Annotated in this window: 13 protein-coding genes; 2 read left to right on the top strand and 11 right to left on the bottom strand. The window is 51.4% G+C overall.

Annotation, left to right across the window (positions count from 1 at the left end):
- Nucleotides 1-89: 89 nt before the first annotated feature.
- Complete coding sequence (locus JYB84_RS02625; RefSeq protein WP_207321907.1) at nucleotides 90-287, top strand: cytoplasmic protein; 198 nt, start codon at nucleotides 90-92, stop codon at nucleotides 285-287.
- Between the two features lie 165 nt (nucleotides 288-452).
- Here the strand turns inward: JYB84_RS02625 and JYB84_RS02620 are convergent, their stop codons facing one another.
- The 7 genes from JYB84_RS02620 to JYB84_RS02590 form a co-directional block, all read right to left on the bottom strand.
- Nucleotides 453-2072, bottom strand: a complete 1620-nt coding sequence (locus JYB84_RS02620) for a methyl-accepting chemotaxis protein (RefSeq protein ID WP_207321906.1) — start codon at nucleotides 2070-2072, stop codon at nucleotides 453-455.
- A 46-nt stretch (nucleotides 2073-2118) separates the two neighbouring features.
- Nucleotides 2119-2526, bottom strand: a complete 408-nt coding sequence (locus JYB84_RS02615; RefSeq protein ID WP_207321905.1) for a type 2 periplasmic-binding domain-containing protein — start codon at nucleotides 2524-2526, stop codon at nucleotides 2119-2121.
- Nucleotides 2527-2535: 9 nt separating this feature from the next.
- The gene (locus tag JYB84_RS02610) at nucleotides 2536-3624 is read right to left on the bottom strand and encodes a porin (protein WP_207321904.1); all 1089 of its coding nucleotides are present in this window, start codon (nucleotides 3622-3624) and stop codon (nucleotides 2536-2538) included.
- A 130-nt stretch (nucleotides 3625-3754) separates the two neighbouring features.
- Nucleotides 3755-4882, bottom strand: a complete 1128-nt coding sequence (locus JYB84_RS02605) for a GGDEF domain-containing protein (RefSeq protein WP_207321903.1) — start codon at nucleotides 4880-4882, stop codon at nucleotides 3755-3757.
- Between the two features lie 140 nt (nucleotides 4883-5022).
- On the bottom strand, nucleotides 5023-6585 hold the full coding sequence (ahpF, locus tag JYB84_RS02600; RefSeq protein WP_207321902.1) for an alkyl hydroperoxide reductase subunit F: 1563 nt from the start codon (nucleotides 6583-6585) through the stop codon (nucleotides 5023-5025).
- Between the two features lie 84 nt (nucleotides 6586-6669).
- On the bottom strand, nucleotides 6670-7239 hold the full coding sequence (gene ahpC, locus JYB84_RS02595; protein ID WP_207321901.1) for an alkyl hydroperoxide reductase subunit C: 570 nt from the start codon (nucleotides 7237-7239) through the stop codon (nucleotides 6670-6672).
- A 192-nt stretch (nucleotides 7240-7431) separates the two neighbouring features.
- Entirely contained in the window at nucleotides 7432-8187 is a 756-nt protein-coding gene (locus JYB84_RS02590; protein ID WP_207321900.1) for a spermidine synthase, read from the bottom strand.
- 78 nt (nucleotides 8188-8265) lie between these two features.
- On the opposite strand from JYB84_RS02590, the gene JYB84_RS02585 reads away from it, so the two are divergent.
- Nucleotides 8266-8808, top strand: coding sequence for a mechanosensitive ion channel family protein (locus tag JYB84_RS02585; RefSeq protein WP_207321899.1), 543 nt, complete (start codon nucleotides 8266-8268; stop codon nucleotides 8806-8808).
- 7 nt (nucleotides 8809-8815) lie between these two features.
- On the opposite strand, the gene JYB84_RS02580 is transcribed toward JYB84_RS02585, so the two are convergent.
- The 4 genes from JYB84_RS02580 to JYB84_RS02565 all read right to left on the bottom strand — a co-directional run bounded on the left by JYB84_RS02580 (nucleotide 8816) and on the right by JYB84_RS02565 (nucleotide 13677).
- Nucleotides 8816-9553, bottom strand: a complete 738-nt coding sequence (locus tag JYB84_RS02580; protein WP_207321898.1) for a dienelactone hydrolase family protein — start codon at nucleotides 9551-9553, stop codon at nucleotides 8816-8818.
- Nucleotides 9554-9615: 62 nt separating this feature from the next.
- On the bottom strand, nucleotides 9616-10605 hold the full coding sequence (locus JYB84_RS02575) for a 2-hydroxyacid dehydrogenase (protein WP_207321897.1): 990 nt from the start codon (nucleotides 10603-10605) through the stop codon (nucleotides 9616-9618).
- 402 nt (nucleotides 10606-11007) lie between these two features.
- The gene (locus JYB84_RS02570) at nucleotides 11008-11193 is read right to left on the bottom strand and encodes a hypothetical protein (RefSeq protein ID WP_207321896.1); all 186 of its coding nucleotides are present in this window, start codon (nucleotides 11191-11193) and stop codon (nucleotides 11008-11010) included.
- A 333-nt stretch (nucleotides 11194-11526) separates the two neighbouring features.
- Nucleotides 11527-13677, bottom strand: a complete 2151-nt coding sequence (locus JYB84_RS02565) for a winged helix-turn-helix domain-containing protein (RefSeq protein WP_207321895.1) — start codon at nucleotides 13675-13677, stop codon at nucleotides 11527-11529.
- Between the last annotated feature and the right edge of the window lie 3 nt (nucleotides 13678-13680).

Genomic DNA, 13680 nt, shown 5'->3' with positions numbered 1-13680 from the left:
TAGGCAGGCCTTCGATTAAAGTAACCGAACAGGATGCCGATTAAAGGTATCGATTCATACCAGAAAGTCATACCAACAAGAGGTAACGCATGGCAATCACTGTCAATTCAGCCAATATCAGCCCCAATCTCGCCAATGGCTCCATAGGCGTTAAGGTCGCGCAACTCGCCAAGGGACAGCAGGAAGCTGAAGGTCAGATAGCTATCGACCTCATTAACGCGGCCAGCGCACCTGCCAAATCCGCGCCGGTGGGCAACACAGGCCACAATATCGACACCACGGCCTGACCCGTTACACAGCTAACATTGAGCCCGGATCCTGTCCGGGCTTTTTATTTTGAGCGCGCACATACCCCGGGGCATGACCCTGAAGCTAGAGAGAAAACATAGCCGACTTAAGTCCCGAGTGGGCCAAAAAAGGAGAAGGGAGAAACTCATCCCTGAGTCGCGAGATTACAGCTTGAATTGAGAGGTTGCGTTTTGCAGCTCATCGGCGAAGGCCGACATATTGTCCGAGACGGTTTGCACCTGATTGAGAATAGCCAGGGTCTGCTCGAAGGAGGCGTTCATGTCCACCACATTGTCCACCACCTGGGAAGCCACTTTGGACTGCTCATCGGTGGCCTTGGCTATGTGGGTGTTCATTCCATTGATACTGACGATCTGTTGCTGAATGGTCTTCAACGCCTGACCCGTTTGCTGTGCATGGGTCTCGTTTTCACTGGATTTGCTCATGGCCACGTCCATGGTGCTGACCGATGACTCGGCAGCCTGCTTGAGCCGGGTGAGCACTTCACGGATTTCCTTGGTGGCATCGGCGGTCTTGGACGCCAGCGCCCGCACCTCGTCGGCGACCACGGCAAAACCTCTGCCCTGCTCACCGGCACGGGCCGCTTCAATGGCAGCATTCAATGCCAGCAGGTTGGTTTGTTCGGCAATGGAGGTGATGACATTGAGAATGGACCCCACGCTCTCAGTATCCCGGGCCAACTCGTTGATTGAGTCTGCCGCCAGGGCGATTTCCCGGTTAAGCTCCTTGGAGATATCCATGGTACGCTGCACCACGGCCATCCCTTCCATGGCCTCCCGTTCAGCAATCTGGGCAGCTTCGGCGGCTTGATTGGCACTGTGGGAAATATCCAGCACCGAGTGACGCATTTCTTCCATCGAATGCTGCACAGTACCCGCGTCCCGACTTTGTCGCTCTGTGGCACCACTGGCAATATCCATTTTTTCCTTGAGGCTGTGGGCGCTGTCAAGCAACGGCGATGTCACATTGACGACCCGCTGAATCGCCTCGGCCAACAGATGCAGGAAGCGGTTGAAGTTACTGGAAACCTGCCCCAGCTCGTCACGACTGTGCACCTCAAGCTGGTGGCTAAGATCGCCCTTGCCGTCGGCCAGTTCCCCAAGGGAATGAGCCAGGTTGCCGGCCGATTGGCCTATGGCTCGGGCAATGGAAATGGTGACCACTGCCATCAAGACCAGCAGCGCCACCCCAATCCATAGGGTCAACCACAGGCTTTGTTCGGATCTGTCGCTGGCTTCTTGGATGGTGTCCTTGAATTCTGCGACCTTATCTTTCTTGAATCCCTGGATTTTTTTCAGTAAGCCATCGTACGCGGCTGACTTTTTCTGGCTGATGCCACCAATATTGGCCATGTCCAGGGTGCCGTCCAACATGCCCCGCGCCAATTCCAGCGTCATACGATTATAAGCATCCAGGGCTGACAACATGGCAGCCAAGGCATCGGCATTGGGACCATCCAGATCCTGCAATTGGGTCAAATTGGCCTTGAGCGAGCTGTATAAATTACCGGCATTACCCAGCAATTCCTCGTCGGCAAAAGACACGGCCTGGGTATAGACCTCATCCAAACGCTGCACCAACAGCACGTTCTGGTTGGCCAGCTCGACTCTCTGGTACACCTTTTCCCCCATGAAGTTCAGGGTAGTACGGTTTTTATTGATGGAGACTATGCTGATGCCAAGATTGACTGCGAAGATAATCACCGACAACACGAAGATGGCGGCGACTTTTTTGAAAATGGAGAGATTATTGAACCATCTCATACTTAGCCCCTAAAAGGGCGCCGGGATTGCTCCCGGCACCAATTGTTCAGTACTCGGCAATCACTTTGACCGAACCGTTTACCTGGCTACTATCAATATAGCCGATTATGTTGGGGTTGGATGACACCAAGCCTATGACTTCCGCGTCGCTGGCTACTTCCTTGGGTGGTGTGCCCTTACCGGTAAAGACTTTCTGCGACCAGTAGGCTTTCAACTGACTGGCTGACTTGCCCAGCACGTTGCTGTCAAATGCCTCCCTGACCGCCCCTCCTTCGAGGTTGACAGGCACAGCCTGGCCTCCTCCAGGGAAGGACTTGGTCTTGCCGAGATAGATATTTTCTATGTCTTTTTTGTCGAGACTATCGCCGTTGCTGGGGTGCACAATCACGGCAACGCCGGCAAAGACCTGCATGGAGCACAAACACAGAAGAATAGAACCCAATAGTTTTTTCATAGTGCTCTCCTAAAATACCAGATCCACGCCGAGACTGATGGCCTTGGCATCCCCCGCCACCCGCCATGAATCGGGGGTACCGGCACCGACACCATCATCGGTCACGTCATCGTACTGGATCTTGAATGCCGCCGATGGATGGAAGTCCCATCTGAGGCCCACAGAGGCGGTATTGTGAATTTCCGAACCATCGTCAAAGTCTGAATAGGAGACATAAGGCAGAAAATCACCGAAGCGATAGCCCAGGGTCACCAGGTAGGTATCGAGATCTGAGCCCTCCAGGGTCAAACGGTTCAGTTCGGTCAACACCAGCAGGTTATTCCAGTCGACGTTCACCGACAGACCGTAGAACTTACCCTTGCGTTCCGTGCTGCCATTATCCCAAATGCGCTGCTCACCACCGATGAAGCGTTCGTTGTTGTACTGCATATGGGTCAGACGGATATCCAGCCAATCACGGTTGAATTGCACCACCAGACCACCAATGTCCTTCCAGATCTCCCGGGTGGAAGCCCCGAAGAAAAATTCGGACAGCAGCTTGTTTGGCTCATCGTCTTCGCGGCCATAATAAATCTGGCCCGTCATGGTCCAATCGCCGATCAGGTAGTTATAGAGGGCACTGGCACCTGTGTAGTTGAAGATCTGCCAGGTGTAATTGTCTGCTGGTGGCCTGATCCAGGGATAGGCGTAACCCACATCAAAGAAGTCACTGTAGTAGTACAGAGGTAAACGTTTTTTACCCGCCTGCAAGGTCCAGTGTTCATTGAGTTCATAGGACAGATAGGCCCACTCAAAACTGGCGGAGAAATTATCTGCGCCCCGGGACACCACTTGGGCGGTAGCAGACAAACCGTCCATCAGATCGGCACTGAACTGCAAGCCGAACAGGGTGTCGGGTTCAAAACTCCATTCCTCAGTATAAGCGCCCACCAGAGGATAATCGGCCAGAAAGGTCGGCTCCAGGCCAAACTCTTCCACCCCACTGCCCTCGAGTACCTGGCCGCCAACCACAGAGGCGAACCCGGAAATGTGAACCTCGGCCGACGCTGCTGTACTGAGCAACAGAGTGCCAAGACATATTGCCAACGATTGTTTCATAGAAAACCCTTTTATAGTCAGGTGCATCCGAACTAAAGCCTAATTGACAATCCGAAATTAGCAACAATGCCTGGTGGATTCCTTGCGTTAAAACAAGCTTTTTTAGCATCCTTATAACAAATGTGTGATATCAGCCACTGGCAATGATGCAGTTACGGCCCTGGCCCTTGGCTTGGTAAAGACGCCGATCGCAGCTCTGCAACAGGGCGTCGGCATCCATGCCCGGCTGCCACTGGCAAATTCCCTGCGACGCTGTCACCCGGTCGGCAATGGGGGAGTCGGGATGGCTGATATTTCTTTGATGCAACAAAGCGGCCACGGATTGCGCCTTGGCCAGAGCGCCTTCCAAGGGTGTTTCCGGCAGCAAAAGCACGAACTCTTCACCCCCGTAGCGAGCCGCCAGATCCCGCGGGCGACAGGCGGCGTCGGACAACAGGGCCGCCACCTGAACCAGGCAGTCATCACCGGCCTGGTGTCCCAGGCTGTCATTGAGGCGTTTGAAATAATCTATGTCGAGCAGCAACAGGCACAGGGGTCTACCATTGCGCTGGGCAGCGCGGATCTCCTGTTTCAGCAGTTCATCCAGATGGCGCCTGTTGCTCAGATTGGTTAGACCATCAACCAACGCCAAACGCCTGAATTGTTTCAGTAACTTTTGTTTTTCAACGCTGCCGGCAATGGCCCGGCTGAACCAGCTGAACAGCACCTGCTGCCCCACAGCTATGATCACCAGCAGACAGATAAATTTCGACAGCGGAAACGCCAGGTTCTCCGGCATCGATTGGTAGCGACTCAGGCAAATGAAGCACACCAGGGGCACCTGACCTGCGGCTATCATCAGGGCGTCCGGAAACAGTCCCATCATCAACAGCAACACCAGGATGTCCGCCACGGCTTCCATGGCGGCAATGGACTGGGGGGCGACTTGCAGCAGCTCGGCAATAAACAACAGCCAGCACCACACCAGTAACATCAGGAATACCAGCAGCAACCAGCGGGAATAAGGATGCACGGCACCATGGCCAAGGAACATTGCCCCCAACAGGCAGATAAAGGCCAGCGGCAGTACCGCCATGAAAAATCCCCAATCCGCCGGACCTATCTCATTGAGGCGCCAGTTAAGCGTGATGGCCGCCAGCAACAGCAAACTGGCCGCACTGACCCACTGCAGACCATTTTGCACGTACAGGGCAGACTCCAGCCGCAGTTGACTTTTAAACTCGGGAATATCCTGATCCATTGCCGTAGGTGCACGCATAGAAACCCATCTCTGGATTCAGTACAGACCAAAGCCCGCTATTGCGCTACCGCTGCATGTAAGATTAAGCCTATGATTCTGCTGCGCGGAAATAATAAAGCCCCCGGCAATACGGGGGCTTACTGTACAGAACTTTAATATCAGGCGGCTTGGGATGCCTGCTCTTCGCCTTGCCTGATAAGGAAATCAAAGGCACCGAGACTGGCAGTGGCACCACTGCCCATGGCAATGATAATTTGCTTGTAGGCCGCGTTGGTTACATCACCGGCAGCAAACACGCCGGGTAAGGATGTCTGGCCACGCTGGTCCACCACAATCTCGCCCCGTGCAGTCAGCTCCAGGGTTTCCTTGAGCCACTCGGTGTTGGGAACCAGACCAATTTGCACAAAAATCCCCGCCAAGGCGATGCTGTGACTGTCGCCGCTGCTGCGGTCCGTATACACCAGCCCGGTGACCTTGTTACCATCACCAGTCACCTCTGTGGTCTGCGCCTGGGTAATGATATCAATATTGCCCATGGAGCGCGCCTTGCGGACCAATACTTCGTCGGCCCTGAGCTTGGTGTCGAACTCAAGCACTGTGACATGCTCAACTATATTGGCCAAATCGATGGCCGCTTCGATACCTGAGTTACCACCGCCAATAACCGCCACCCTTTTACCCTTGAACAGGGGACCATCACAATGGGGGCAGTAGGCCACACCGCGGCCGCGGTATTCTTTCTCGCCTGGCACATTCATTTCGCGCCAGCGGGCACCGGTGGAAATCAGTACCGTCTTACTGCTGAGCCGCGCGCCACTGGCCAAATCCAGCTGATAGAGGCCATCCTGGGTCAGGCGGATGGCTTTCTGATTTTCTATCAGATCCACCTCGTAATCGCGGACATGGGCCTCCAGGTTAGCCACCAGTTTGGGTCCCTCGGTGGCCTTAACCGAAATAAAGTTTTCAATTCCAACGGTTTCAGTCACCTGACCGCCAAAGCGGTCTGCCACCAGCGCGGTACGCAGCCCCTTGCGGGCAGCGTAGATGGCCGCCGATGCACCGGCGGGGCCGGCGCCGACGATTAAGACCTCGTAGGGTTCACGCCGCTCCAGGGCCTCAACTTCGCGGGCGCCGGCATGCTTATCCACCTTGGCCAATATCTCTTTGAGACTGGTGCGCCCCTGAGCGAACAGTTCACCATTGAGGTAAACCGATGGCACTGCCATGATCTGCCGCGACTCCACCTCGTCCTGGAACAGGGCACCATCGATCATGGTGTTGCTTATCCCGGGGTTGAGCGCTGCCATCATGTTCAGCGCCTGCACCACCTCGGGGCAGTTCTGGCAGCTTAAGGAAACAAAGGTTTCAAACCTCAGCTGTTCCGGCAACGCTTTAATCTGTTCAATGATCTCGGCCTCCAGTTTCAGGGGGTGGCCGCCGGTGTGCAACAGCGCCATCACCAGGGAGGTAAATTCATGGCCCATTGGCAAACCGGCAAAACGTATGTCTGCTCCCTGGGCATTGGTCACCTGCATGGCCGGGGTCAGCTCGAGTTTGGCTCTGGTCACTGACACCAGGGGCGACAAGGAAGCAATGTCATTGGCCAGCTCGAGCAACTCCTGGGATTTTTTGCTGTCATCGGCAGACACCACGAGCCTGACGTCTTGCCGTAAATTTTGCAGATAGGTTCCAAGCTGCTGTTTTAAATCCGCATTTAACATAGTGACTCCAGATGCAAGCAAAGTAAGAGGGACAAGGGCTCCGGGCCAGGACAGGGGCAAGGCCCGGAGCAAGGCGTTGGAGGCTTAAATCTTGCCTACCAGATCCAGAGACGGCGCCAGGGTTTCCTCACCGGGCTGCCACTTGGCAGGACACACTTCACCGTCGTGGGTAGCAACATATTGAGCGGCCTGGATTTTGCGCAGCAGTTCACTGGCGCTGCGACCTATGCCCAAATCGTGAATTTCGGCGACCTTTATCTGGCCTTCAGGGTTGATAACGAAGGTGCCACGCAGGGCCAGACCTTCTTCCTCAATCATCACGCCAAAGTTGCGGCTGATGGTGCCGGTAGGATCGCCAACCATAGGGAAGCTGATCTTCTTGATGGTGTCTGACGTGTCATGCCACGCCTTGTGGGTGAAGTGAGTGTCGGTGGACACCGAATAGACTTCCACGCCCATGGATTGCAACTTGGCATAGTGATCTGCCATGTCGCCCAGCTCGGTGGGACAGACAAAGGTAAAGTCAGCCGGGTAGAAGAACACCACGGACCATTTGCCCAGCAGATCCTGCTCGGTCACAGGCACGAATTCGCCCTTGTGGAATGCAGTGGCTTTGAAGGGCTTGATGGTGCTGTTGATGATGGATTGAGTCATGATTTACTCCTGGTTAGTTATCAGTTCAGTACATTCAGACCGTGGCCATGGGCAGCGCTCTGTTGTTGAACTGCATACTAATCAAGAAAAATCATCTTTTATAACGAATAAAAACTATAGCCTTAATCGCTTTTTCAAAAACACATGACGAACCGCAATGAAAATCCGCCCCAGGCGACCCAGCACTGGGGCTCAGGTCAGTGGGCCGTCCCAGACACCAAAGCGGATATTGGTCTTGCCGAGTTGAAAATCCAAGCGCTCGGACAGCGCGGCATTACGGGACTTGATGCCGTCGAGCGACAATTGCCCAGGCCTGCGGGCAGCAAAGACTATCCAGTTTCCGCCACTGGTGAGGCAACCGTACAGTTCGGGAAACAACATCTTGAGCTGCCGATAGAGCGCCTCATTCTGGCTGTGCTCACGCCAACAATTCAGCACCAAGATGCCATTATCTTTAAGTAAACCACCGCAATTGTTAAGAAAGTCTGGATCCAACTGCTTGGCGTCAACGCCCTCGGCACCGTAGATATCGGCAAAGATTATATCGACCCTTTTATGACTCTTTTCGCTCAGGAACTGCATCGCATCCTGATTCAACAGGGTCACCTTTTTGCCAATGGGCAAATAAAAGTAGCGCTGGGCCAGGGTAATCACCTGCTCCCTCAGCTCCACGGCCGTGATCTTGATGGCGGCATCAAAGCGGCGCAGTGCGTGCACCAAGGCTCCACCACCCAGCCCCAGCACTATGGCGCTGCGCGGCTCACTGAACAACAGCACCTGCAGCATGGCCTGGACATAGGAATGGGCCGGGATGTGCGGACTTTTCTTGCTGATTTTACTTTGCTCATCGTTTTCGGCAAAGGCAAGCACCCGGTATTCATCATCTTCCAGCACCCAAATGGGGCCAAGGGAGTCTTCTTGCTGACACAAGAGGCGATAATGCGACATAAATTCTGTTCCTTTCTGACCCTTGGTGACTTATGACCATCACGGTAAAATGCTTGGGTCCATGACAAAGGAGCTATTATGACAAATCAGATCCTGCTTGCCTGTTTTTATCTCATCGCGTTCGTATTTATTCGCCGGCATTTAAAGCAGGCTATCGCACTGCTGGCACAAAGAAAGCAGGTAAATGCAGCCAGAACCACTCTGGTAACGCGCTTCATCAACGGCCTGTTATTTTTTATCACCTTGGTGTTGGTAGCCTTATCACTGGGACTGGGCTATCAGGATATATCGCTTTTTGTGTCGTCAGCCTTCGCTGTATTGGGCGTGGCACTGGTCGCACAGTGGTCGATCTTAAGTAATATTACGTCTGGAATACTGATCTTTTTTGTATTCCCATATCGAATAGGTGACAGAATCAAAGTTGTCGACAAAGACGAAGATATCAGTGGTGAAATTGTAGACATAGCACTTTTTCACGTGCTAATTCGTCGCGAAGACGGCACCTTGATCAATTATCCCAATAACCAAATACTGCAAAAAGCCGTGTTCAAACTGAGCCAGGAAAGCGCCAACAATCCAAAATCACCAACTCAGGTCCCCCCCAGCCTTCCGAAACCCTAGAGGACCTTCAGCGCAAACAACGCTGAAACAGGGCAATGGCATTCTGGAACATCTGCAACGCCAGGGCAGGATCGTACCTGGCATCACCATCGCGCATAAAAGCATGCTCGGCATTGACCTCCAGCCAGCTATAGCAAGTGTGGCACTTTTCCAGGCGAGCCTGGATCAGCTCCCGGCCTGCACGGGGGACATGGGGATCCTGCTTGCCCCAAACCATCACCAGTTCTCCCCGGATATCCTGTGTGCGGCTGAGAGAATCGTTGCCGGGCGCGCTTGGCAGGGTGCCCGAGTGAATGTCGGTGGCATAGAGGCAAAATGCGGCGGCTACCCCCGGATTGACTGCGGCTCGGTACGCCAGATGGCCACCAATACAAACGCCCATGGCGCCCACTTTTCCCGAGTACCAATCCTGCGCGGCCAAAAAAGCCAGCATAGCCTCGGTGTCGCTGTCATGTTGCTCCAAGGGCTTTGACGCCTTATCGCTGTTACCCTTGTTTTTGCCGGCGTCATCATAGCCCAGCACTGTGCCCATGGGATTGAGTTCGTGGAAGATCTCCGGCACCAATACGGCAAAACCGTGGCCTGCCAATATGCTGGCCATGCGACTGATGGGCGCCGTCTCCTGGAAAATTTCCGAGTAAAACAGGATAGCAGGATACGCCCCGGCAGCAGCCGGGCGATAGACAGTTGTCTGCATGGGGCCTGTGGCCGTGGGTAAACATTCAGTGTGTTGAATTATCCGCATCTGTACTCTCCTGTTTGATTTCCTGCATTGGTGCGATTGGACTTTGTCCGGCAAGTACCTGATTAGCTGAGCTCGTTGCCACAGACCTTACCCGACAACACAGTCTGCACATTGGATAAGGTCGTTCCGGCTATGGCATCCAGTGCTTCTTCGGTGAGAAAGGCCTGGTGACCGGTAAATACCACATTGTGGCAGGCGGACAAGCGGCGAAATACATCGTCCTGAATCACCTCGCTGGATTTATCTTCGAAGAACAGTTCCTTCTCATTCTCGTACACATCCAGTCCCAAAGCGCCAATTTGTCCATGCTTCAAGGCTTCCATGGCATCAAAGGCATCCAGCAATCCTCCCCTGCTGGTATTGATAACCATGACGCCGGGCTTCATTTGGGCAAAGGTTTCGGCGCGCAACAGGTGATGGTTGTCCTTGGTCAACGGACAATGAAGACTGATGATGTCGGCATTAGCAAAAAGCTCATCAAGGCCGACATAGGGCACCCCCAGCTTGCTCAGCTCGGCATTGATATAAGGGTCGTAGGCCAGCACCTTACAACCGAATCCCAGCAGGATTTTGATGGTGGCAAGACCGATTTTCCCCGTGCCGATAATCCCGACGGTTTTGCCATGCATATTGAAACCAACCAAACCCTCGAGGGAAAAATTGGCATCGCGGGTACGCTGGTACGCCTTGTGAATGCGCCGATTCAGGGTCAGCATCAGGGCAATCGCGTGTTCAGCCACGGACTCTGGGGAATAGGCCGGCACGTTGACCACTGTCATGCCCAGACGGGTCGCGGCATCCAGATCCACATTATTGAAACCGGCGCAACGCATGGCAATCAACCGCGTGCCATGCTCATGCAACTGTTGCAGCACAGTGGCATTGAGTTCATCGTTAACAAACGCGCAGATAACCTCGAATCCCTGGGCTAACTTCAGCGTCTGGGAGCAAAGCCTGGCATCGAAATACTCGATGTGAGCACCAAAGGCCTTATTTACCTTGTCAAAGTGCTGAATGTCATAGTGCTTGGCACTGAAAAAGCCGATTCTCATAATCTCCCTCACGCCCAAATCATGGCCCATTAGGCAAGTCTAAAGCTGGCGAGTGTAGGGCAAAAGTGAAAACTTGTCCCCAGTCTCACAAGTCATCCGCAGAAAAATGCTTCACGACAGCAAAATGTGGCGACACAAGTGCACATCAGGAATAAATCTCAGATATAAACAATGATTGATGTGGTGTAAGCATCAAATAAAAAAGCGGCACCTTGATTAATCAAGGTGCCCACTTTGACGGAAAGGGAGATTTAGTCGTCCTGTTGGTCAAGCAAACTGGATTCTTCGGACGCAAGAACCAAGTTTAAGAACACGTAGTAGATAAATATCAAGCCACTGAAAGCACCGAGGAAATACAGACCGATAGTTAACATAAGTATTACCTCAAACCACAACGCAAACTTACAGTTCAGTGCTACCTTCTGGCGCTTCATCTGCATAGTAAATAACACAATCTGGAAACGGCTCACAAATAGAAGTGTTTTGTGACTCATCGTGAGCCTGAGTTTCTGTCGTATTCAAGAAGAATGGCAAAGCCAATGCGGTAGAGAAAGCCAAGGCTGCGGCAAGTGTGGTATGCTTTTTCATAAAATATTCTCCAAATGATATCGCTACGATTAAACTATTTACGTTCTCGACTGGAATTCATCGGAATACACAACACTGGGTTTTACTCTCTTATTCCGTCAAAATTCAGTTCGAAAAATCAATTAAAAAGGTTCAACTGACTCGGCTGCGCTGTTACGCCATTGCTTTGCGACCAATGATAAAAAGCAATGCTATTTAGCGACTCAGGGTATGGTGTCGTTCTTTTAGCTAGCGCTTTGCCGAGCCAGTTGATGTGAAAGAGATTAGCCTCGAAGTGTAATCAAGGCGATAATGGAAAGATGATGAAAACGTTAGTAACCCATAACACACTGTTTACATTAAAAATACAATATCAGTATTGGCGTCATCAAGCACTGACAACAGTATTCGATGATCATTGGTCATAGAGAGGATTCTGGTCGAAAGATTTTTCACCTCTATTTTTTGACGTCTTTCCTCCCCTGATGAAATCGATATCATTGCTAGATAAAATTGTTCATCAATTCGATCCAAGTACCAAATGCTATTATCTATAATTTGCCAGCTGCAGGAAAAAAATGGGGTAAATTTATCCGTCACCAACACTTCGGCTCCATCTCTCAACGTCCATATTCCTTGCTGGTGCATTTTTGAATAATAAAACAATCCGGTTTCCCTATCATACTTCCCTGAAAAACCATCTGCACTTAATAGCTTCTTTGTATTTCCTGTATCAGCATCAATCAACAGCAATTGGCGTTTACCATTATCCAAGGTTAAGATCACCAAGTCTTCATCTGTCATGCCAAACGAAATATTCTTAACGGAATTTCTATTGGGAACAAATTCAACTTCATTGCTGGCGACATTCAGTCTAAAAGCAGCACCATTGATACTGCCGGCTAAAAATTTGCTGCTCGGTGAAAAAGTTAACTCATCGATATGGGAAAAACTTGAGAATTTTGTTAATTGAAGCTCTTGTCCTTCTTGTTTTTTAAGCCATATCTGAGGCAGACCAGTACGATTAGATATAAAGGCAGTAAAAGTACCATCGGAGCTGATTGCTCCACGAAAATCACGCCTGTCAGATGTTACCCAAGGTGCAGGTTTAGTTCCGTTAATAAATGGCGATGACCAGAGCCACAATTCTTCCTTTATAAGATCACCAGAAACGGCAACAACTTCACCTTTGTCACTGGACCTGGGAGAGTTGATCTCCTGAGAGGCGTGAGTAAGGCGAGCCACTTTTTTAGTATTAATATCAAATAGGTGAAGTTGTCCTTCTTCGGCTCGATAAATTAACCCATGATTTTCTTTATGCCATGCCAAACTTTTTAATGGATAGCCAACCTTGAACAGTTGCTGCCATTCTCCGGTAGAGAAATCGAAAAGCATCACCAAGGTATCAAACCAACCAAAGTTTCGCAGCACAGCTAATTTTTCACCGTCTGGCGATAGGGTAAGCCCATAGTCACCACGACCTATATTATGGGGCTGGCTTAGCTGCTCACGCCTGAGGGTTTCGATGTTAATGCGATATATTTTCTTATAATTATCCAGTCCTTCAGTATCAATAAAAATCAACTCTTTACCACGAAACGCCAATGCACCGGATTGCAAGGATGGATGGCATGTCGTCAACACCTTACGGGTGCGAGTCAGCATGTCCAATAGCACCATTTCACAGCGACTTTGGCCATCGAAATTCAGAAAGGCCAGATGTCCGCCATCATTACTCCAGGCGGGATAGCGCTGGTTCATTCCTGGTTCAGGGATAGATTCGACAAAATTAATAGTTCCTGAAGCCACATCCTGAGTCATGATGCGCCAAAAAGAACCATCCCGTTCCCGAAACGAAAAGGCCAGCTTTTTACCATCCGGAGAAAGTATGGGATCAACTTCCTGACCATCAAGACTGGTCAGAGGTACCAGAGTAAGAATATTGTCAGCCACATGATTGCTGTTCTGTAGACTTGAGACGAAAGGAATAAACCAATACCAGCAGGTTAACAACGACAGCAAGAGCGCGGCGCCAATAACATATTTATTTGGTCTGTTTCTGACGCGATTTCCCGGTTCAGATGACGCCGAACTCCCATCTGGCATAAGACTGCTAGCATCACTTCCGAGAATCATGGTCTCATTGGAAGCTAACTCCGACTCACTAAGTAGCTTCATTGTTAAAGGCTGAAGTGTGTCTGACACCAATAGATAGCCCACCTTGGGCAGTGTTTTTATCACCGCCTGTGTTCTGGCATCATCGCCCAGACTGGTACGCAATATGCCAATAATCCTGTTAATGGCATTGTCCGAAACTATGCCACCACGCCAGACTTCCTGAATGAGTTCATCCCTGCTGACAGGACGTCCGGCACGTTCCAACAGACACACCAATACCTGCATAACCCGAAGCTCGAGTTTGTTTTCGATACCGTCTCTGTCGATCACGCAGCGTTCAGGGACTATGAGGTAATCACCTAACTGGTATTTTTTATTATTAAACATGCC

Source organism: Shewanella cyperi, assembly GCF_017354985.1.
GTDB classification, from domain to species: domain Bacteria; phylum Pseudomonadota; class Gammaproteobacteria; order Enterobacterales; family Shewanellaceae; genus Shewanella; species Shewanella cyperi.
This window is presented reverse-complemented; position numbering and strand designations above follow the sequence as displayed.